We start from the raw sequence: 18,942 nt of genomic DNA, 5'->3' as shown, positions 1-18,942 counted from the left end.
CAGGGCTCGGATGCCGACACCGTGCTCGGGCTCGAGGCCGGGGCCAACGACTATGTCGTCAAGCCGTTCAAGTTCGCGGTGCTGCTCGCCCGCATCCGGGCGCATCTGCGGCAATACGAGGCCAGCGAGGACGCGGTCTTTCAGGTTGGGCCGTACACATTTCACCCGGGCTCGAAGCTCCTGGTCAACGCCAAGGGCTCGAAGACCAAGCTGACCGAGAAGGAGACGGCGATCCTGCGCTTCCTCTACCGCGCCGGGCGCAAGCCGATCGCGCGCGAGATCCTGCTGCAGGAGGTCTGGGGCTATAATTCGCAGGTCACCACGCATACGCTGGAGACGCATATCTACCGGCTCCGGCAGAAGATCGAGCCCGACCCCGCCAATGCCCGCTTGCTTGTAACCGATGCCGGTGGCTATCGGCTGAACCCCTGAGATCATGGCCCTCAACGACGACATCGCATTCCTGGCCCGGCAACCGCTGCTGAGCCTGATGGATCGCGACGCGCTGCGCCTCGTGGCCTTCGCCGCCGAGAGCCGAAGCCTGCGTGCCGGCGATGTGCTGTTCCGGCGCGGCGAGGGCTCGGACGGCGCCTTCCTGGTCGTCTCGGGCGCGATCGCGCTCAGCCGCGAGGATGACGGCCGCCCGGCCGCGGAGATCGCCGGGCCGGGCTCGCTGATCGGCGAGCTTGCCCTGTTCGCGGCGCTGGAACGGCCAGCGACGGCGATCGCGCGCGAGCCGACGCAGGTGATGAAGCTCTCGCGCAGCGTGATGCGCCGCGTGCTGGCCGAATCGCCCGATTCGGCCGAGGCCCTCGCACAGGCGATCGAGGAGAGGCTGAAAACGTTCACCGGGGAGCTCGCCTCGGTCGGCATGTCGCTCAGGGCGATCGACTGGCGCTGAGGGGCGGCGCCGGGCGTCCAGGTGCAGGCGGCACGGCCGTCATTGCGAGCGCAGCGAAGCAATCCAGGGGACGTCGAGCGCTGCCGCTCTGGATTGCTTCGCTGCGCTCGCAATGACGAAGGTCAGCCTCAAACGCTGCTGGTATCAGGCCTGATACAGTTCAGAGCTCCAGCGTCACCGTTACCGGGACATGGTCGGAGGGGCGCTCCCAGCCGCGCGCCTCGCGCAGGAATTCGAGATCGCGCAGGCTCGGCTTCAGCGCCTCCGAGAGCCAGATATGGTCGAGCCTTCGGCCGCGATTGGAGGCCTGCCAGTCGGCGGCGCGATAGCTCCACCAGCTGTAGAGCTTCTCGGGCTCCGGCTTCAGCGTGCGGGCGGCGTCGGTCCAGCCGAGCTCGCTGCGCAGCCTCTCCAGCGTCTGCGTCTCGATCGGGGTGTGGCTGACGACGTCGAGGAGCTGCTTGTGGCTCCAGACATCATGCTCGTAAGGGGCGATGTTGAGGTCGCCGACCAGCACGCTCGGCCGTCCGGCCGGGTTGCTGGCGATGCCCCAGGCGCCGAGCGCGTCGAGGAAGGCGAGCTTGTGCGCGAATTTCGGGTTGGCCTCCGGGTCGGCGATGTCGCCGCCGGCCGGAATGTAGAAATTATGGATGGCGATGCCGGCAGCAGAGCCGGCGCCGGCGTCGAGCACGACGCTCATATGGCGGGCATCGTTGCGCTCGCACATCGCCATCGCCTCCTTCTCGGAGAAGGGCAGCTTCGAGACGATGGCGACGCCGTTATAGCCCTTGTTGCCGATGAAGGCCTGGTGGACATAGCCGGCCTCGCTGAAGGCCTTCGTCGGAAACTGCTCGTCCGGCGTCTTGGTCTCCTGCAGGCAGAGGATGTCGGGCTGCCGGCTCGCGAGGAACTCGGTGACCATGCCGATGCGCAGGCGCACCGAATTGATGTTCCAGGTGGTGACGTCGAGCTTCACGCGAAAAATCCGGCCGAAGAGGGAGCCGGAAACTGGGTCGTGCGCGACGGAAAAGCAAGCACCGCCGCGCCGCGTCCGTCATTGCGAGGCGCGAAGCGACGAAGCAATCCGGCAGCGCGCCTGGCGGGCCGTCCGGGATTGCTTCGCTACGCTCGCAATGACGGAAGGCGGCAGCCGCTCAGAGCACGCGCTCGTAGTTGATCACGAAATTCTTCTGGTCGGGCCGGCGCTGGGTGTCGAGATTGTAGAGCGAGACCGAGGTCTCGTAGCCCTGCGGGTCGATCACCACCCATTGCCGCAACTCATTGGCGGCGAGGTCGAAATTGAGCGTGATCTTCGAGGTGCCGCCAAGCGTCGAGCGGTCCTCGATCTTGACCGTGAGGATGTCGCCCTTGGTGCTGACGCCGGTGACGGTCGAATCCTTCGCCAGGTCCATACGCTCCTTGAGCAGGAATTTCAGCGGCGTCTGGCCGATCGAATAGAGATCCTGCGTCGCCAGCTTCTTGTCGCGGATGGCGACCGAGGTGCCGTCGGCGATGACCTCCGTCGTCACCGGCGGGCGGTATTCGAAACGCATCTTGCCCGGACGCTGGATGTAGAGCTTGCCCTCGAAGCGGCGGCCATCGGCGGCGAACTGGATGAAGTCGCCCTGCAAGGTGGCGAAGCCGTTGAAATAGGCGTTCAGGCGCTCGACCGCCTCCGGCTTCGACAGCGGCCCCGAAGGCCGGGCGGGTTTGGCGGCGGGTGCCGGCCGGGGGTCGTTGGTGGCGGTGACGACCGGGCTCGGAGCCGGAGCCTCGGCCGTTTCATTGCGCGGCAGGCCGAGGCCGGGCGGGCGGATTGGCGGCAGGGGCGTCGCCCGCTGCTGGCTCGACTTCGGCGCGGTCGGCTGGGTCGCGGGCCGGATGTCGAGCGGCTGGGACCCTGCCGGACCCGACGCCAGCGCGAGCGCCAGGGCGGCGGCTGCGAGAACTGGCGCGGGGAGCGAAGGCTTCATGGGGCGGCTCGGTTCCATTTCACGGGCTGGCACTGGATATCGTGACGGCGGTAGGCGCCGACAAGGGTTCAACGCCGCAGCGGCCTGTGAGGTTGCACGCCGCTCATGGCATTTTCAGGACCGGTTTCGCGCGATCGAGCCCGAAGCATGGCCGTGGCGCCCGATCTTTGCCGCACGGGTCCTCAGTCCTCGTCTTCGCGTGCTCTTCCGGTTTCGACGAGGATTTCGCGTTTGCCGGCGTGGTTTGCCGGACCGACGATGCCCTCGTGCTCCATGCGCTCCATGATCGAGGCGGCGCGGTTGTAGCCGATCTGCAGGCGGCGCTGGATATAGGAGGTCGAGGCCTTCTTGTCGCGCAGCACCACGGCGACCGCCTGGTCGTAAGGGTCCTCGCTTTCGGCCTGGCCCATCGCGCTCTTGTCGAAGACGGCGCCGTCCTCGTCGTCGCCGGCGCCCGCCTCCTCCTCGGCCAGCACCGAGTCGAGATAATCCGGCCGGCCTTGCGTCTTGAGATGGGCGACGACCTTCTCGACCTCGGCATCGGAGACGAAGGGGCCGTGCACCCGGGTGATCCGCCCGCCGCCGGCCATGTAGAGCATGTCGCCCTGGCCGAGCAGCTGCTCGGCGCCCATCTCGCCGAGGATGGTGCGGCTGTCGATCTTGCTGGTCACCTGGAAGGAGATGCGGGTCGGGAAGTTCGCCTTGATCGTGCCGGTGATGACGTCGACCGACGGCCGCTGGGTGGCGAGCACGACATGGATGCCGGCGGCCCGCGCCATCTGGGCGAGGCGCTGGATCGTGCCCTCGATCTCCTTGCCGGCGACCATCATCAGGTCGGCCATCTCGTCGACGATCACGACGATATAGGGCAAGGGCTCGAGGTCCATCGCCTCCTCTTCGTAGATCGCCTCGCCGGAATGCCGGTCGAAGCCAGTCTGCACCGTGCGGGTGATGACCTCGCCTGCCGCCTTGGCCTCGCCGACCCGGACATTGAAGCCGTCGATGTTGCGCACACCGAGCTTCGACATCTTCTTGTAGCGCTCCTCCATCTCGCGCACCGCCCATTTCAGGGCGACGACCGCCTTCTTCGGGTCGGTGACCACCGGGGTCAGAAGATGCGGAATGCCGTCATAGACCGAGAGCTCGAGCATCTTCGGGTCGACCATGATCAGCCGGCACTGCTCGGGCTTCAGCCGGTAGAGGATCGACAGGATCATGGTGTTGATCGCCACCGACTTGCCCGAGCCGGTGGTGCCCGCCACCAGAAGATGCGGCATCCGCGCCAGATCGGCGATCACCGGCTCGCCGCCGATGGTCTTGCCGAGGCAGAGCGCGAGCTTGTGCTTGGTCGACTCGAAGTCCTGGCTCGCCAGGAGCTCGCGCAGGAACACCGTCTCGCGCCTTGCGTTCGGCAGTTCGATGCCGATCGCGTTCTTGCCCTGCACCACCGCGACCCGCGCCGAGATCGCGCTCATCGAACGGGCAATGTCGTCCGCCAGCGAGATGACGCGCGAGCTCTTGGTGCCCGGCGCAGGTTCGAGCTCGTAGAGCGTCACCACCGGGCCGGGGCAGGCCTGGACGACTTCGCCCCGGACATTGAAGTCTTCCAGGACGCCTTCGAGCGTTCCGGCATTCTGCTGCAGGATCTCGACCGGAATCGCGTTCTCGATCTGCGGCGGCTCGGCCAGGAACTCGATCGGCGGCAGCTGGAAGCCCGGGATCACCACCGGAACCGGAGGCGCGATCTCGACGCTTCGGCGCTTCGGCCGTTGCGGCGCAGGTTCCGGCACGCGCTCGGGCCGCGCGGCCCTGGCGACCGAAATGCCGGCTTTCGGTGCCGGCGCCGGACTGTCCTGCACCGGCAGCTCGGGCGCCGGCATGCGCGCGACAGGAGCCGATGCGGCGAAGCTGAGATCGAGCTTATAGCCCTGCGTCCAGCCCATTCCGATCCAGGACGCCGCCACAGCGGGAGCGGTCACCAAGCTGGCGGCGGGCGCCAGGGGCCGCTTCTCTTTCGGCAATGCCCGCGGCCGCGCCGGAGGGGGCAGGAGTGCTGGCTCGGCCTCGACCGGCAGTGACTCCGCCACCGCCTCGTCGGATCGCTCCGCGGCGGGGATGAACTCCCAGAAGGCGTCGTCGGAAAGGAAGGCGAAGGGCGTCGTGGGCATCGCCTCGAGGCACGTTTCGGCTGCATCGGGCTCGCGGCAATCGCTTTCGGCAATGGCGATCGCGAGGACCTCATCGCCGGGATCGGCGACGATTGCCCCGGGCAACGCCTCCGGCAGACCGGTTTCGGCAGCCGGAACCTCGCCCCAGACCTGCTGCATCAGATGCCGCGGCGTCCGCCAATAGCGCACGCGGTCGACTTCCGCCGCCGGAAGCGGGGCCTCGTCGCCGCAGCTTTCGGCAACGCTCGCCTCGATCACCTCCGGCATGGCACGAGGCCTTCCGGCCTTCGCGGGACTCCGCCAGAAGCGGACCTCCGCCGGCGCAGGGTCCGGCTGGTTCGGCTCGGGCTGAACGGCAGCAGAGGCGCCTCTCGCCTGGGGATTCCAATTCACTCTACGCACGGACATCGATAAGCACGGCACACTGGTTAACTGCTGCTGCAGCAGGCCTAGCCCCGCAGGGTTAAGAGGGTATGAACCGGCCCCTCGCCACGGTCGCGGCAGGCAGGATATCCCCAGGCCGATCAGCGCGTCCGGATGCCGCGCTCACACACCCGGCAGCCGATACTCCTTGAACATCTCCCGCAGCGCCGTCTTCTGGATCTTGCCCGTCGCGGTATGCGGGATCGCCTCGACCAGCACGACATCGTCGGGCAGCCACCATTTCGCGACCTTGCCGGTCATGAAGGCGAGCATCTCCTCCTTGCCCGGCGCGCGGCCGGGCTTGGGCACGATGACGAGCAGCGGCCGCTCGTCCCATTTCGGATGGGCGACGCCGATCACCGCTGCTTCGGCCACGTCGGGATGGCCAATGGCGAGGTTTTCCAGATCGATCGAGGAGATCCATTCGCCGCCGGACTTGATCACGTCCTTCGAGCGGTCGGTGACCTGCATGTAGCCGTGCCGGTCGATGGTCGCGACATCGCCGGTGTCGAAGAAACCGTGCGCGTCGAGGATGTCCTCGTCCTCGCGGCGGAAATAGGCGCCGGCGACGGCGGGGCCGCGCACCTTCAGCCGGCCGAAGGTCCTGCCGTCCCAGGGCAGCTCCTTGCCCTCGTCATCGGTCAGGCGGAACTCGACGGTGAACTGCGGATGGCCCTGCTTGACCTTGAGGTCGTAGAGCGCCTCGCCTTCGAGGTCGGCGTAGTCCGGCTTCAGCGAGCAGAACGAGCCGATCGGGCTGGTCTCGGTCATGCCCCAGGCATGATCGACGGTGACGCCGTATTTCGTCTCGAAGGCCTCGGTCATCGCCCGCGGGCAGGCCGAGCCGCCGATCACGACGCGCTTCAGGCTGGCGAGCGAAGCGCCCGTCGCCTCGAGGTGCTGCAGCAGGCCGAGCCAGACGGTCGGCACCGCGGCGGTCATCGTCACGCCCTCGCCGTTGAGCAGCTCGAGCAGCGAGGCGCCGTCGAGCTTCATGCCGGGCAGGACGAGCTTGGCCCCGGTCATCGGCGCCGAATAGGCCAGCGACCAGCTGTTGGCGTGGAACAGCGGCACCACCGGCATGACGACGCTGCGCGAGGACAGGCCCATATAGTCCGGCATGGCGCAGGCCATGGCGTGCAGCACATTGGAGCGGTGCGAATAGAGCACGCCCTTGGGGCCGCCGGTGGTGCCCGAGGTGTAGCAGAGCCCCGCGGCGGTGTTCTCGTCGAGAATCGCCCAGGCGAAATCGGCATCGAGCCCGGCGAGCCAGTCCTCGTAAGCGACCGCGCCCTTCAGCGAGGTCTCCGGCATATGCGCGCCATCGGTCAGGATGACATAGCGCTCGATCGAGGGCAGCTTGTCCTGGATGCCCTCGATCAGCTTGACGAAGGTCAGGTCGAGGAAGAGCAGCCGGTCCTGCGCATGGTTGATGATCCAGGCGATCTGCTCCGGAAACAGGCGCGGATTGACGGTGTGGGTGATCGCGCCGATGCCGCTGATGCCGTACCAGAGCTCGAGATGGCGGTCGGTATTCCAGGCCAGGGTCGCGACGCGATCGCCGAGAACGATGCCCTCGCCCGTCAGCTTCTTCGCCAGCTTCAATGCCTTGTCGCGCACCTGCGCATAGGTCGTGCGCCGGATCGGCCCCTCGACGCTGCGGCTGACCACTTCACGCCCGCCATGCTGGATCGCGGCGTGGTCGATGATCCGGTGGATCAGCAGGGGCCAGTCCTGCATCAAGCCGAGCATGCGTCTCTCTCCGGGTCGCGTTCGTTTTCGCTAGAGCCGGATGATTTCAGATGGAATCGCGAAGCGCTTCCATCTGAAATCTGAATCCGCCTCTTATCAAAAGCTTGGAGCAGGATTCATGCGAGAAACCGGTTCCCACTTTTTCGCATCCTGCTCTAGCATAGCCAGCCGTCGCCGTGATGCGAAACCCCCTCGCGCCGCGGCACAAGATGGGCTAGTTCAGGGATGAACCATCCGGGGAAAGAGCCCTTGCCTGCGTCCCGCCCAGCCCCTGCGCCGGAACCCGTCGAGCCGGATCGCGTCTGGTTCCGCTTCATGCGGCTGCACCAGCGCATGCTCGGCCAGATGACGACGCGCATCCGCGAGCTCGGCCTCTCGATCCCGCAATTCGACCTGCTCTCGACCCTGACCGAGCGCGAGGGTATCAGCCAGAGCGAGCTCGCCGAGCGGCTCTACGTCACCAAGGGCAATGTCTCCGGCCTGGTCGACCGGCTGGTCCAGGCGGGTCTCGTCGAGCGCCGCGCCATCGCCGGCGACCGGCGCTCCTATGCCATGCATCTGACGCCGGAGGGCCGCCGGCTGGCGGAGGCCGGCATGGCGGCCCAGCGCGATTTTGTCGCCACGACGCTGGGCAGGCTGCCGGCGAACGACCTCGCCGAGCTCGACCGGCTGGTGCTGGCCTGGCGCGACCTTGCCCGCGCCGTCGACGCGGACTAGAGCAGGATGCGAAAAAGTGGAAACCGGTTTTTCGCAAGAATCCTGCTCTAACTCTTTGATGAGAGACGGATTCAGATGTCAGATGGGATCAATGATTCCATCTGACATCATCCGGCTCTAGGCGCCTCCCGTGTTCGCAGGCCTCGCCTATGCCGGCGGCGGCAATCGCTGCTACTGGCAGGGCGGCTTCCACGAGACCGTTGCACCGCGCCTCGATCTGAAGCCGCGCCGCGTCGTCGGCGCCAGCGCCGGCGCCTTCGCCATGCTCTATACCGCGCTGGCCTGGGTCCGACCGTGCGCGAGCTGGTGCGCGAAGCCTGCGTCGGCCGGAGCTCGGAGGTGGACTGGGCGGCCTTCCGCCGGGGCAGCCGCCTCTTCCCGGTCGGCGAACTCTACGAATCCATGCTGGCTCTGCTATTGACGCCGGAGCGGCTGGCCGCGCTGCAGGCGCAGGCCGATTTCCTGGTCGCGATCTCGCGGCCGCCACGCTTCTGGCCGCTGCCTGTCGCCGCCGCGCTCGGCATCGGCGCCTACCAGCTCGAGAAGCGCCTGCGTCGTCCCGTCCACCCGACCGCCGGCCGCCGCCTCGGCTTCGCGCCCGACCTGATCCGCGTCGGCGATTGCTCCGAACCGAAGGAACTGATCGCCGCGCTGATGGCGAGCGCCGCCGTGCCGCCCTTCATGCCGGCCGGCAAGGTCGGCAGCCGCGCCGCGCTCGATGGCGGGCTCTTCGACAGCGCCCCCGCCTGGGCGCTGGCCGAGATGGAAGCGACCGGCGAGCCGACCCTGGTCCTGCTGACCCGGCCCTTCGCACAGGTGCCGGCGGTCGAGAACCGGACCTATGCCCGCCCCTCCCGGACGATCCCCGTCAGCCAGTTCACCATCCGCAACTGGGACGGCATCCGCTTCGCCTATGAGCTCGGCATCCGGGACGGCGAGGATTTTCTGCGGACGATGGAAAGGCGGCGGGCAGCGGGATAACCTCGCTGTCGCAGGCAATCCACCGTCATTCCGGCCGCAGCGAAGCGGAGCGCCGGAATCCATCGTAGAGCACAGAGCCCTCCGATGGATTCCGGAGCGGCGCGGCTTCGCCACTTGTCCGGAATGACGGCGCTTCATTGTCTTGGCAGACGAGCTTGGTCTACCAATCATCCGCCCTCCCCTCCGGATCCCCGCATGGCCTCGATCGACCTCACCGCTTCCGCCACCAGCCTGCGCGACGGCCTGCTGGCGTGCCGTTTCAGCGCCGCCGATCTGCTGGAGGCGAGCTTCGCCCGCATCGACGCGCTGAACCCCTCGCTCAACGCCATCATCGCGCAGGATCGCGAGGCGGCGCAAAAAATGGCCGCGGAATCCGACCGGCGCATCGCGGCCGGCGAAGCACGGGCGCTGGAAGGGCTGCCGATCACCGTCAAGGACGCCTTCGACGTCGCCGGCCTGCCCTCCTCCGGTGGCCTGCCGGCCTATAAGGACCGCGTCCCGGCCGAGGATGCCGCCGCCGTCGCGAGGCTGCGCGCCGCCGGGGCGGTGATCATCGGCAAGACCATCGTCCCGGTCTTCTCCGGCGATTTCCAGAGCTACAACCCGGCCCATGGCGTCGCGAACAACCCGTGGAACCCGGCCTGTTCGCCCGGCGGCTCCTCCGGCGGTGCGGCTGTCGCGGTCGCGACCGGCATGGCCGCCTTCGAGCTCGGCTCCGATCTCGGCTCCTCGATCCGCTGGCCGGCGCAGGCCTGCGGCGTGCTCGGCCTGAAGACGAGCTGGGGGCTGGTCTCGACCTGGGGCCTGATCCCGCCGCCGCCCGAGCGGCGCACGCCGCGCAATGCCGACCTCGTCGTCGCCGGCCCGATCGCCCGCTACGCCGAGGATCTCGATCTCGTCCTTGCGGTGCTCGCCGGCCCGCGCGATGCAGCAGTCGCCGGTGCCGCCCTGCCCGCTCCCCGCCATGCCGACGCCATGGGCCTGCGCGTTGCCGTCTGGGCGCAGGAGCCTTTCGCGCCGGTGACGCGGGAAGTGTCGGAGGCGGTGTGCGAAGCAGGACGGAAGCTGGCGCAGGCCGGCGCGATCGTCGACGAGGCCGCCCGCCCGGGCTTCCGCTTCACCGAGGCCTATGAGGTCTATGCGCTCCTGAACCACGCCGTCGTCGCCTATGGCCTGCCGCCGAAGGTGCGCGCCCGTATCCAGGCGCAGGCGGCGAAGTTCAGTCCGAACGATCTCTCGCATCAGTCGCTGCAGGCGCGCGGAGCGAGGATGACGCCCGGCCTCTACCAGCAGGTTCAGCAGCGCCGCCTTGCGCTGAAGCGGCAATGGGCCCGCTTCTTCCAGAACTTCGATGTGCTGCTCTGCCCGCCTGCGCCCGTCGGCGCGCAAAAGCACGACCACCTGCCGGATTTCCACGCCCGCCGCCTCGATATCGACGGCACCGAGCGGCCCTATCTCGACTTCCTGTGCTGGGCGAGCCTTGCCACCGGCGCCGACCTGCCGGCGCTTTCGGCGCCGGTCGGGCTGTCGCAGGCCGGGATGCCGCTCGGCGTCCAGATCATCGCGCCGATGGGCGAGGACCGCAGCGCCATCGCGGTGGGGGCGATGCTGGAGAAGCTGGGCGGCGGCTATCGCGAGCCGGCTGCGCTGAACAGCTAGACAGAGGGAGCGGCGCAGTCGAGTGAACGGAGCTTCTGCGCTTAGATGGCGCCGACCGGAATCTTCTCCTCAGCCTCTTTCCGCTCGCTGTAGCGCGTCGTCAGATAGCCGGCCCGATCGCGGGTCAACAGTGTGAAGCGCACCAGTTCCTCCATCACGTCGACGACGCGGTCATAGTAGGCTGACGGCTTCATCCGCCCGGCCTCGTCGAATTCCTGGAAGGCCTTGGCGACCGAGGACTGGTTCGGGATCGTCACCATCCGCATCCAGCGGCCCAGCACACGCAGGGCATTGACCGCATTGAACGACTGGGAGCCGCCACTGACCTGCAGCACGGCCAGGGTGCGCCCTTGCGTCGGACGGACCGAGCCGATCGAGAGCGGAATCCAGTCGATCTGGCTCTTGAGCACCCCTGTGATGGTGCCGTGACGCTCGGGGCTGCACCAGACCTGCCCTTCCGACCAGAGCGAGAGCTCGCGCAGTTCCTGCACCTTGGGATGGTCGGCCGATACGCTGTCCGGCATCGGCAGCCCGGCAGGATCGAAGACCCGGGTCTCGGCGCCGAGATGGCGCAGGATGCGCTCCGCCTCGAGCGTCAGAAACCGGCTGTAGGAGCGCGCTCGCAGCGAGCCATAGAGCAGCAGGATGCGGGGTGGGTGGGCCGCCCGTACGGCCGGCTCCAGCCGGCCCGCGTCAGGAGCGATCAGCAGGTCGAGATCGACGTTCGGGAGATCGGTCATGGCTTGGAACCCTTGGCAGCGGGTAGCGAGATCGGCCGCTGTCCGGGACCGGACCGGGAGGCTCCGGCCTCGTACCAGTCACGGCTGCGGTTCACGATCCAGACGACCGAGAGCATCACCGGCACTTCGATCAGCACGCCGACCACGGTCGCCAGCGCGGCGCCCGAATTGAAGCCGAACAGGCTGACGGCCGCGGCGACGGCGAGCTCGAAGAAATTCGAGGCGCCGATCAAGGCCGAGGGGCCGGCGACGCAATGCTGCTCGCCGAGGAAGCGGTTGAGGGCATAGGCCAGCCCGGCATTGAAATAGACCTGGATCAGGATCGGCACGCTGAGGATCGCGATGATCGCCGGCTGCGCCAGGATCTGCTGGCCCTGGAAGCCGAAGAGCAGCACCAGCGTCGCCAGCAGGGCGACGAGCGAAACCGGGCCGAGCACCGCCAGCAATCGTTGCAACCGCGCCTCGCCGCCGGCAGCGAGCACGCGGCGGCGAAGCAGCTGCGCCACGACCACCGGCACGAGGATGTAGAGCACGACCGACAAGGTCAGCGTGCTCCAGGGCACCGTGATCGCCGACAGGCCGAGCAGCAGGCCGACGATCGGCGCGAAGGCGACGATCATGATCGCATCGTTCAGCGCGACCTGGCTCAGGGTGAAATGCGGCTCGCCCCTGATCAGGTTCGACCAGACGAAGACCATGGCGGTGCAGGGCGCGGCGGCGAGGATGATCAGCCCCGCGATATAGGCATCGACCTGGTCGGCCGGCAGTTGCGGCCGGAACAGCCAGCCGATGAAGAGCCAGCCGAGCAGCGCCATCGAGAACGGCTTCACCGCCCAGTTCACGAAAAGCGTGACGCCGATGCCGCGCCAGTGCTGGCCGACATGGCGCAGCGCGGCGAAGTCGATCCGCAGCAGCATCGGCACGATCATCAGCCAGATCAGCACCGCCATGGGCAGGTTGACCCTGGCGATCTCGGCACTGCCGATCGCCTGGAAGGCGCCGGGCATGAGGTGGCCGAGCGCGATGCCGGCGACGATGCACAGCGCCACCCACAGAGTGAGGTAGCGTTCGAATGTCGACATAAGATGCCTCAGGGCTTGATCTGGCGCGTCAGCAGCACCGCGCTCGCAGGGCAGAGCGCGGCCGCCTGCTGCGTCGCGAGGATCGCGGCCGGAGCCTCGGCGCGCTCTGTCCTGCGAAAGCCGATCTTCTCGAAGAAGGGCGCGGCATCGCTGGTCAGCAGCCAGGCCCTGCGGCCGCCCTGGTCGAAGGCGCGGCGCAGCAGCAAGGGCAGGATGGCGCGGCCGACGCCCATGCCGCGCGCCTCCTGCGCCACGACCACCGAACGGATCAGGACGTCGGGACCGTAGCGCTCGAAACCGCCATGGCCGAGCGGCCGGCCGGAAAGCGTGCGGAAGGCGAAGAAGCTCCGGCCCGGCTCCGAAAGGTCGGCGGTCGGCAGCCCGGCTTGCGCCAGCGCTGCGCGCAAGCCGCCGTCGCTGGCCTCGACCTGCCGGTCGGCGACGACGATCTCGCCATCCTCCTTGAGCTGGTCGGTGGTGATCTCCGGAAGAAGATCGAGGACGAGCTCGGAAGGCCGGCAAAGGCTGACGCCTGTCGGCGCGACGACGATCGGCCGGTTCAGCAGCACGGGATGGGCCGCGATCGCGTCGAGCAGGGCCTCGTCCGAGAGCGCCGGATCGCCGAGGCCGAGTTCGGCGAACGGCGTGCCCTTCTCGCGCAGCAGGTCGCGCAGCGGCAGGCCCATGCGCCGCGCCAGCCCGGCGATCTCGGTCCGCGACGGCGGCGTCTCCAGATAGGCGACGATCGCCGGCTCGATGCCGGCAGCCCGGATCAGCGCCAGCGTGTTGCGCGACGTCCCGCAGGCGGGGTTGTGGTAGATGGTGACGCTCACGCGCGCACTCCTTCGGCCGGGCAGCAGGGGACGAGTTCCTCGATCAGCGGCCCGCACAGATCGGCGCGCCCGCCGCAGCAATCCTTGAGCAGGAAGGCGATCATGGCGCGAAATTCTGCCAGGTCGGCGCGATAGATGATCGACCGGCTCTGGCGCTCGCCGACGATCAGCCCGGCGCGGGACAGCACGGCGAGATGCGCCGACAGGGTGTTCTGCGGCACCGCCAGCAGCCTGGCGAGCTCGCCGGCCGGCACGCCCTCGGGCTCGCGGCCGACCAGCAGTCTGAAGGCGTCGAGCCGCGTCGGCTGGGCGAGCGCCGCCAAGGCGAGGATGGCTTGAGAATTATCCATATATCCAAGTTAACGGATATATATCCGTTTGGCAAGCCGGGAACGCGCCTCTTCGGCAGCCGTCGTCGGCCGCGGCGCAGGCGGACCGGCTACACTGACAAGCTGAAGGTGAGGTGGGCGCGGCCGGACGAACGGCAACTCACAGGGCGCAGATCGCGCCCACCGGCAGCGCTTCTTCCGCCTGCCTTTTCATTTGATCAAAAGGGCAAGCGATTCTCGATGGTATGCCGAAGGAGCAGATTTGCCGGTCAGTCGTGCCATGGAAGCTCGGGCGCCCGATCGGCCATCTCAATGAACGCCGCCAGGCACGCCAGACAAACAATGGCGAAATAGATCATGCTGCCGCTCCGGATCGCCTTCGATCTCGAGGCGATCATTGCGTCCAGCTGGTAAAGTCTCCGCTAACGACTGGGGCGCGCCGCGGCGGTCGCCCGCCCGGCGGCATATGCGCCGCCGTTCGGCAGCTCGATCTGCTGGCGCTCCGCCGCCCCTCAGAGATGATCGGCGAGCGAGGCCCTGCGGTTGCCGTCGCGGCCGGTCGTTTCCGGCGCCGCGAGCATGGCGTTCAGCACCGCCTCCTGCGTCGCTTCCGCCGCCGCGCGGAACGGCAGGTCGATCCGGCTCTCGTTCAAAACGCTGAGCGGGACGATGTCCGCCCGCTCGTGATGCGTGATCGGGTTCGCGGTCGAGAATGCCAGGGCGATATCGCCGCTGCCATTGCCCCAGAAGGCGCCGAGCCGCGCCAGCCCGGCGCCGCAGCGCCTGGCGATGCGGGTCAGTTGCCGGCTCTCGAGCGGCAGGTCCGTCGCCAGCACGATGATGATCGAGCCGCGCTCGGGCGGCTGCACCATGTCCGGCGCAGGCGGCATCGGCCGGCGCCCGTCGGGCAGCACGAGGTCGCCGGCATTGCCGAAATTCGCCTGCACCAGCACGCCCAATGCGAAGCTGCGCCCGTCGAGCTCGATCAGCCGAGAGGCGCTGCCGATGCCGCCCTTGAAGCCGAAGGCGCTCATGCCCGCGCCGGCGCCGACCGCCCCCTCTTCGACCGGCCCGCCTTTGGCTGCGTCGAGCGCAGCCTCGGCGTCCGCGACCGTCAGCCGCCGCGCCCTGATGTCCGAGAGGAAGCCGTCATTGCACTCCAGCACCAGCGAGTTCACCGTCCCGGTCTCGCGCCCGATATCGGCATTCGCGGCCAGCGCCCGGCCGACCAGCGCCTCGATGCCGGTCGCGACCGAAAAGGTGTTGCCGAGCAGGAGCGGCGTCTCGATCTGGCCGAGTTCGGCGAGCTGCATCAGCCCGGCGCTCTTGCCGAAGCCGTTGATCACCGCCACCCCGGCCCGCAGCTTCTCGCGGAAGATGTCGCCCTCATGCGGCAACACCGCCGTGAAGCCGGTCAGGACGCCGGCCTCGCGCAGGGTCCGGTGGCCGACGGCGACGCCGGGCACATCGGTGATCGCGTTCAGCGGGCCGGGCGGCAGCAAGCCGCAGATCAGGCCGTGCCCGCGCGCTCGCTTGCCCAAGGCCGCCCCCCGCTCGTTCACGCCGCGCCCCGCACCTTCACCACGGTCGCCCGCGCGCGCCCGCCCGCCAGTTCCTCGCGCAGCACGAGCCTCTCGTCCAGGGCGAGCGCGCCGAGCGCGATCTCCCGGTCGGGCAGGATCGCGGTGGCGAGCTTGTTGACGAAGACGACGACCGGGCGCTGGCCGGCTTCGGCCCAGCGCCGGAACTGCCCGAGATAGGGCTCCTTGCGCCAGGCCGGCGCCGCGCCGGGGTCAACCTGGGCGAAGAGCCATTTCGTGGCCGGGTCCATGGTCAAGACGAAGCGCGCCTTGTCCGGCCGCCATTCCGGGCCGAGGAGCCCTGCGTCATCCACAGGCAGAAGAAGTCGCGACATTCGCCGGGCCGGTCCGGATAGATCTTGCAGGAGCGCCCCGGCAGGCAATGCTGGCACCAGGAGCCGGCGACGCGACCGACTTCGGGATTGTCATAGACCTTGCAGCACAATGTGCAGCTGCCGCTTTCGCGGCCCGGCGCGGGCTGGTTCGCCAGGGAGGCGGGATCGACCATGCAGACCTCTCGAAGACCGGCCGCACCATGCTTACAGGCCCCGCGGCTGACAAGCACGGAATTGGAATCGTTCGAAGGATCGCTGGAGCGCAATTGCAGTTCTCATCCTGAGAGCGGGCGCCAGCCCGCGTCTCGAAGGGTGGTCAAGTTGCCTCCGGAACCTCCTGGAGCATCCTTCGAGACGCCGCTCTGCGGCTCCTCAGGATGAGGGCTTCGGGAAGAGCGCGGCGTTTTGCGGCGCGTCTCAAGATTTCCGCAACCAAAGCCCGCCCTGCGCCAGACTCTGCCGCGCCCTGCAGGAAAATCGCTGAACGCTTGCGCCCGCTCGGGTCTATGCTCGCATAAACGTCACATAAGGAAGCGGAGCCGGGCATGCTGACCAACCTCGCCGTGCGCGATATCGAGACGCTGATCCACCCCTACACCAACCTCGCCACGCATCGCGAGGTCGGGCCGCTCATCCTGGAGCGCGGCAAGGGCGTCTTCGTCTACGACACCACCGGCAAGGACTATATCGAGGGCATGGCCGGGCTCTGGTGCACCTCGCTCGGCTATTCCAACGAGGAGCTCTGCGACGCCGCCTATGAGCAGCTGAAGAAGCTGCCCTTCACCCATATCTTCTCCGGCCGCAGCCATGATCCGGCGATCGAGCTCGCCGAGAAGCTGAAGGAGATCGCGCCGGTCCCGATCTCCAAGGTCTTCTACGGCGCCTCCGGCTCCGACGCCAACGACACCCAGGTCAAGCTGGTCTGGTACATGAACAATGCGCTCGGCCGGCCGAAGAAGAAGAAGATCATCTCGCGGCTGAAGGGCTATCACGGCGTCACCGTCGCCTCCGCCTCGCTGACCGGCCTGCCGGCCAACCACACCGATTTCGACCTGCCGATCGCCGGCATGCTGCACACCTCCTGCCCGCATCACTACCGCTTCGCTGAGGCCGGCGAGAGCGAGCTCGACTTCTCGGCCCGGCTCGCCGCCGAGCTCGAGGAGATGATCCTGCGCGAGGGGCCGGACACCGTCGCCGCCTTCATCGCCGAGCCGGTGATGGGTGCCGGCGGCGCCGTGACGCCGCCCGAGGGCTATTTCGAGAAGATCAACGCGGTCCTCGCCAAATACGACGTGCTGTTCATCGCCGACGAAGTCATCACCGGCTTCGGACGCACCGGCGAGATGTTCGGCACCACGACCTATGGCCTCAACGCCGACACGCTCTCCTGCGCCAAGGCGCTGACCTCGGCCTATTTCCCGCTCAGCGCCGTGCTGGTCAACCAGGCCGTCTACGAGGTGCTGGTCGACCAGAGCAAGAAGATCGGCACCTTCGGCCATGGCAACACCTATGCCGGCCACCCGGTCGGCTGCGCCGTCGGCGTCAAGACGCTGGAGATCTACCAGCGCGACAGGATCATCGAGCATGTCCGCAAGGTCGCGCCGAAATTCCTCGCCCGCCTCGGCAAGCTCGCCGAGCACCCCCTCGTCGGCGAGGCGCGCGGCGTCGGCCTGATCGGCGGCCTCGAGATCGTCAAGGACAAGGCCAGCAAGGCGCAGTTCGAGGCCAAGAAGGGCGTCGCCGCCAAATCGGTCGGCTTCGCCCAGGAGGAAGGCGTCATCCTGCGCGCCATGGGCGGCGACCGCGTCGCCTTCTGCCCGCCGCTGGTGATCAGCGAGGCCGAGATCGACGAGATGTTCGACCGTTATGAGCGGGCGCTGGGCAAGACGCTCGACTGGGCCAAGGCCGAGGGCCTGCTGGCAGGCTGAGGGCGCCTGAACCTCGCGACCGTCATTCCGGGGCGCCCCGCAGGGGCGAGCCCGGAACCGCTGATGCCACTCGAGAGGACGCCGCGATCCGTGCACCCTCTCCCCTATGTCGTGTTCTTGGGTTCCGGGCTCAGGCCTTTCGGCCTGCCCCGGAATGACGGCGAGGTTTTTATCGCCGACCGCTCCCCGCGAAACCCTCCCAGACGCCACCAAGGCCTCGTCGCGACGCCAGAAAGCGTCACGAAGTTTCCATGATGCCGCCGCCGGCAGGACCCGATCGGCTGCGACATTGACGAGGTCGGCGGCCAGGAACCGCCGGCAAACCTGGATGGAACCGAAGTCATGTCTTCGCATACGCCCCGGCCGACCACGCAGCGCAGCGCCAGCCTCCACGACGACACCGCCCGTGAAGCCTACGCATCGCGCTTTCGTCCGATTGCGATTTCTGCCATTCTGGCGGGAACCCGCTGGGCCCCTGCCGCGTTGAAATCACAGCCCAGGGACGTTCCAGCGGTCCTGCGCCACGGTTCTGAAGATTGACCAGACGACGACCTTCTACCGAGACCCTCCATGACTGACCGGCGTAGAGTCCTTCAAACTCTCGCCGGTCTTTTTCTGTCCGCCTTCGGGCTGGGCAGCTATGCCTATGCCTGGGAGCCGACCCATCAGGGCGTGACGCGCTATCGGCTGAAGCCGGCCGGCTGGCCGGAGGCAAAGACGCTCCGCCTCGCCGTGGTTTCCGACCTGCATGTCGGCGGCCCGCACATGCCGGTGTCGCGGGTGCGCGAGATCGTCGACCAGACCAATCGCCTGCGTCCCGACCTCACCTTGCTGCTCGGCGACTTCATCGCGAGCCGCGACAAGCGGCCGGGCGATCCACCCAATGCCGTCTGGGCCGGCGAGCTCGCCCGGCTCGAGGCCACCAATGGCCGCTTCGCCGTGCTCGGCAATCACGACTGGTGGCATGACGACAGGGCCCAGCGGGAACTGCGCGGCCCGACCGAGGCAAGGCTCGCTTTGGAGGCCGCCGGCATCCCGGTTCTGGAGAACGACGCCGTCCGGCTCGAGACCGCGGCCGGGCCGCTCTGGCTCGCAGGGCTCGGCGACCAAGAGGCCTTCGCCTATCGCCGGCCGCGGCGGGGCCAGCGACGCGGCATCGACGATCTCGCGGCAACGCTGGCCGCCATCACCGACGACGCTCCCTCCATCCTGATGGCGCATGAGCCGGACATCTTCGCGCGCCTGCCCGCTCGCATCGCGCTCACTCTCGCCGGGCACACCCATGGCGGCCAGGTCCGGATCCTCGGCTGGTCGCCGATCGTGCCCTCGCGCTATGGCAACCGCTACGCCTACGGCCATGTCGTCGAAAAAGGCCGCGATCTGATCGTCTCGGCCGGCCTGGGCACGAGCAAGCTGCCGTTCAGGTTCGGAGCACCGCCCGAGATCGTGCTGGTCGAATTGGGCTAGAGCATCGGCCCCAAGGGCGAAGTCCACTTCTCAGGCAATCGACCCGCGGGCCGCAGTAGCGCTACCACCGGACC

The 18,942-nt window shown here is 68.1% G+C and carries 19 protein-coding genes and 1 pseudogene; 8 read left to right on the top strand and 12 right to left on the bottom strand.

Going from position 1 to position 18,942, the window contains the following annotated elements:
- Together V6M56_RS04810 and V6M56_RS04805 are read left to right on the top strand one after the other, a co-directional pair.
- The coding region (locus tag V6M56_RS04810) for a response regulator transcription factor (protein ID WP_332681731.1) at positions 1 to 432 on the top strand (432 nt) is incomplete at its 5' end.
- Positions 433 to 436: 4 nt separating this feature from the next.
- A complete protein-coding gene (locus tag V6M56_RS04805) occupies positions 437 to 901 on the top strand; it encodes a cyclic nucleotide-binding domain-containing protein (RefSeq protein WP_332681729.1) in 465 nt (154 codons plus the stop codon).
- Positions 902 to 1,061: 160 nt separating this feature from the next.
- Here the strand turns inward: V6M56_RS04805 and xth are convergent, their stop codons facing one another.
- The 4 genes from xth to V6M56_RS04785 all read right to left on the bottom strand — a co-directional run bounded on the left by xth (position 1,062) and on the right by V6M56_RS04785 (position 7,217).
- Positions 1,062 to 1,877: an exodeoxyribonuclease III gene (gene xth / locus V6M56_RS04800; protein WP_332681727.1), complete on the bottom strand. Its 816-nt coding sequence runs from the start codon at positions 1,875 to 1,877 to the stop codon at positions 1,062 to 1,064.
- Positions 1,878 to 2,055: 178 nt separating this feature from the next.
- Entirely contained in the window at positions 2,056 to 2,874 is an 819-nt protein-coding gene (locus V6M56_RS04795) for an outer membrane lipoprotein carrier protein LolA (protein WP_332681726.1), read from the bottom strand.
- Positions 2,875 to 3,056: 182 nt separating this feature from the next.
- Positions 3,057 to 5,309, bottom strand: a complete 2,253-nt coding sequence (locus V6M56_RS04790) for a DNA translocase FtsK (RefSeq protein WP_442881081.1) — start codon at positions 5,307 to 5,309, stop codon at positions 3,057 to 3,059.
- 279 nt (positions 5,310 to 5,588) lie between these two features.
- On the bottom strand, positions 5,589 to 7,217 hold the full coding sequence (locus tag V6M56_RS04785; RefSeq protein WP_332681722.1) for a long-chain-fatty-acid--CoA ligase: 1,629 nt from the start codon (positions 7,215 to 7,217) through the stop codon (positions 5,589 to 5,591).
- A 225-nt stretch (positions 7,218 to 7,442) separates the two neighbouring features.
- Between V6M56_RS04785 and V6M56_RS04780 the strand changes: the two genes are divergently transcribed.
- From V6M56_RS04780 to V6M56_RS04765, 4 genes are all read left to right on the top strand, one after another.
- The gene (locus V6M56_RS04780) at positions 7,443 to 7,934 is read left to right on the top strand and encodes a MarR family winged helix-turn-helix transcriptional regulator (protein WP_442881080.1); all 492 of its coding nucleotides are present in this window, start codon (positions 7,443 to 7,445) and stop codon (positions 7,932 to 7,934) included.
- Positions 7,935 to 8,064: 130 nt separating this feature from the next.
- Positions 8,065 to 8,355: a patatin-like phospholipase family protein gene (locus V6M56_RS04775; protein WP_332681721.1), complete on the top strand. Its 291-nt coding sequence runs from the start codon at positions 8,065 to 8,067 to the stop codon at positions 8,353 to 8,355.
- Entirely contained in the window at positions 8,274 to 8,915 is a 642-nt protein-coding gene (locus V6M56_RS04770; RefSeq protein ID WP_332681720.1) for a patatin-like phospholipase family protein, read from the top strand. Before V6M56_RS04775 ends, V6M56_RS04770 begins: the two co-directional genes overlap by 82 nt.
- Positions 8,916 to 9,110: 195 nt before the next feature.
- Complete coding sequence (locus V6M56_RS04765; protein ID WP_332681719.1) at positions 9,111 to 10,574, top strand: amidase family protein; 1,464 nt, start codon at positions 9,111 to 9,113, stop codon at positions 10,572 to 10,574.
- A 41-nt stretch (positions 10,575 to 10,615) separates the two neighbouring features.
- On the opposite strand, the gene arsH is transcribed toward V6M56_RS04765, so the two are convergent.
- The 8 genes and pseudogenes from arsH to V6M56_RS04725 all read right to left on the bottom strand — a co-directional run bounded on the left by arsH (position 10,616) and on the right by V6M56_RS04725 (position 15,646).
- Positions 10,616 to 11,314 (bottom strand): arsenical resistance protein ArsH, encoded by a 699-nt coding sequence (arsH, locus tag V6M56_RS04760; protein ID WP_332681717.1) that lies wholly within the window; start codon positions 11,312 to 11,314, stop codon positions 10,616 to 10,618.
- Positions 11,311 to 12,396: an ACR3 family arsenite efflux transporter gene (gene arsB / locus V6M56_RS04755; RefSeq protein WP_332681716.1), complete on the bottom strand. Its 1,086-nt coding sequence runs from the start codon at positions 12,394 to 12,396 to the stop codon at positions 11,311 to 11,313. Before arsB ends, arsH begins: the two co-directional genes overlap by 4 nt.
- Positions 12,397 to 12,404: 8 nt before the next feature.
- On the bottom strand, positions 12,405 to 12,803 hold the full coding sequence (gene arsN2 / locus V6M56_RS04750) for an arsenic resistance N-acetyltransferase ArsN2 (protein WP_332681733.1): 399 nt from the start codon (positions 12,801 to 12,803) through the stop codon (positions 12,405 to 12,407).
- Positions 12,804 to 12,827: 24 nt separating this feature from the next.
- Positions 12,828 to 13,229 (bottom strand): annotated as a pseudogene (arsC, locus tag V6M56_RS04745) (arsenate reductase (glutaredoxin)); the annotation flags it as partial.
- The gene (locus V6M56_RS04740) at positions 13,226 to 13,579 is read right to left on the bottom strand and encodes an ArsR/SmtB family transcription factor (protein WP_332681714.1); all 354 of its coding nucleotides are present in this window, start codon (positions 13,577 to 13,579) and stop codon (positions 13,226 to 13,228) included. The pseudogene arsC and the gene V6M56_RS04740, both read right to left, overlap by 4 nt.
- 491 nt (positions 13,580 to 14,070) lie before the next feature.
- Complete coding sequence (locus V6M56_RS04735) at positions 14,071 to 15,099, bottom strand: DmpA family aminopeptidase (protein WP_332681712.1); 1,029 nt, start codon at positions 15,097 to 15,099, stop codon at positions 14,071 to 14,073.
- Positions 15,100 to 15,116: 17 nt separating this feature from the next.
- The gene (locus V6M56_RS04730; RefSeq protein WP_332681711.1) at positions 15,117 to 15,395 is read right to left on the bottom strand and encodes a hypothetical protein; all 279 of its coding nucleotides are present in this window, start codon (positions 15,393 to 15,395) and stop codon (positions 15,117 to 15,119) included.
- Positions 15,392 to 15,646 (bottom strand): hypothetical protein, encoded by a 255-nt coding sequence (locus tag V6M56_RS04725; protein ID WP_332681709.1) that lies wholly within the window; start codon positions 15,644 to 15,646, stop codon positions 15,392 to 15,394. Before V6M56_RS04725 ends, V6M56_RS04730 begins: the two co-directional genes overlap by 4 nt.
- 372 nt (positions 15,647 to 16,018) lie before the next feature.
- Between V6M56_RS04725 and V6M56_RS04720 the strand changes: the two genes are divergently transcribed.
- Together V6M56_RS04720 and V6M56_RS04715 are read left to right on the top strand one after the other, a co-directional pair.
- Entirely contained in the window at positions 16,019 to 17,401 is a 1,383-nt protein-coding gene (locus V6M56_RS04720) for an aminotransferase (RefSeq protein WP_332681708.1), read from the top strand.
- Between the two features lie 570 nt (positions 17,402 to 17,971).
- Positions 17,972 to 18,868, top strand: a complete 897-nt coding sequence (locus V6M56_RS04715; protein WP_332681707.1) for a metallophosphoesterase — start codon at positions 17,972 to 17,974, stop codon at positions 18,866 to 18,868.
- Positions 18,869 to 18,942 lie beyond the last annotated feature (74 nt).

Source organism: Allobosea sp. (genome assembly GCF_036675845.1).
Taxonomy (GTDB): domain Bacteria; phylum Pseudomonadota; class Alphaproteobacteria; order Rhizobiales; family Beijerinckiaceae; genus Allobosea.
Note: the sequence above shows the minus strand (reverse complement) of the source record. Positions and strands in the feature narration are given on the sequence as shown.

Coding starts and splice junctions, on each gene's coding strand:
- arsH (WP_332681717.1), bottom strand. CDS start 11,314: ATGACCGATCTCCCGAACGTCGATCTCGACCTGCTGATCGCTCCTGAC.
- V6M56_RS04715 (WP_332681707.1), top strand. CDS start 17,972: ATGACTGACCGGCGTAGAGTCCTTCAAACTCTCGCCGGTCTTTTTCTG.
- V6M56_RS04725 (WP_332681709.1), bottom strand. CDS start 15,646: ATGGTCGATCCCGCCTCCCTGGCGAACCAGCCCGCGCCGGGCCGCGAA.
- V6M56_RS04785 (WP_332681722.1), bottom strand. CDS start 7,217: ATGCTCGGCTTGATGCAGGACTGGCCCCTGCTGATCCACCGGATCATC.
- V6M56_RS04805 (WP_332681729.1), top strand. CDS start 437: ATGGCCCTCAACGACGACATCGCATTCCTGGCCCGGCAACCGCTGCTG.
- arsB (WP_332681716.1), bottom strand. CDS start 12,396: ATGTCGACATTCGAACGCTACCTCACTCTGTGGGTGGCGCTGTGCATC.
- V6M56_RS04795 (WP_332681726.1), bottom strand. CDS start 2,874: ATGAAGCCTTCGCTCCCCGCGCCAGTTCTCGCAGCCGCCGCCCTGGCG.
- V6M56_RS04780 (WP_442881080.1), top strand. CDS start 7,443: ATGAACCATCCGGGGAAAGAGCCCTTGCCTGCGTCCCGCCCAGCCCCT.
- V6M56_RS04720 (WP_332681708.1), top strand. CDS start 16,019: ATGCTGACCAACCTCGCCGTGCGCGATATCGAGACGCTGATCCACCCC.
- V6M56_RS04765 (WP_332681719.1), top strand. CDS start 9,111: ATGGCCTCGATCGACCTCACCGCTTCCGCCACCAGCCTGCGCGACGGC.
- V6M56_RS04790 (WP_442881081.1), bottom strand. CDS start 5,309: ATGCCGGAGGTGATCGAGGCGAGCGTTGCCGAAAGCTGCGGCGACGAG.
- V6M56_RS04740 (WP_332681714.1), bottom strand. CDS start 13,579: ATGGATAATTCTCAAGCCATCCTCGCCTTGGCGGCGCTCGCCCAGCCG.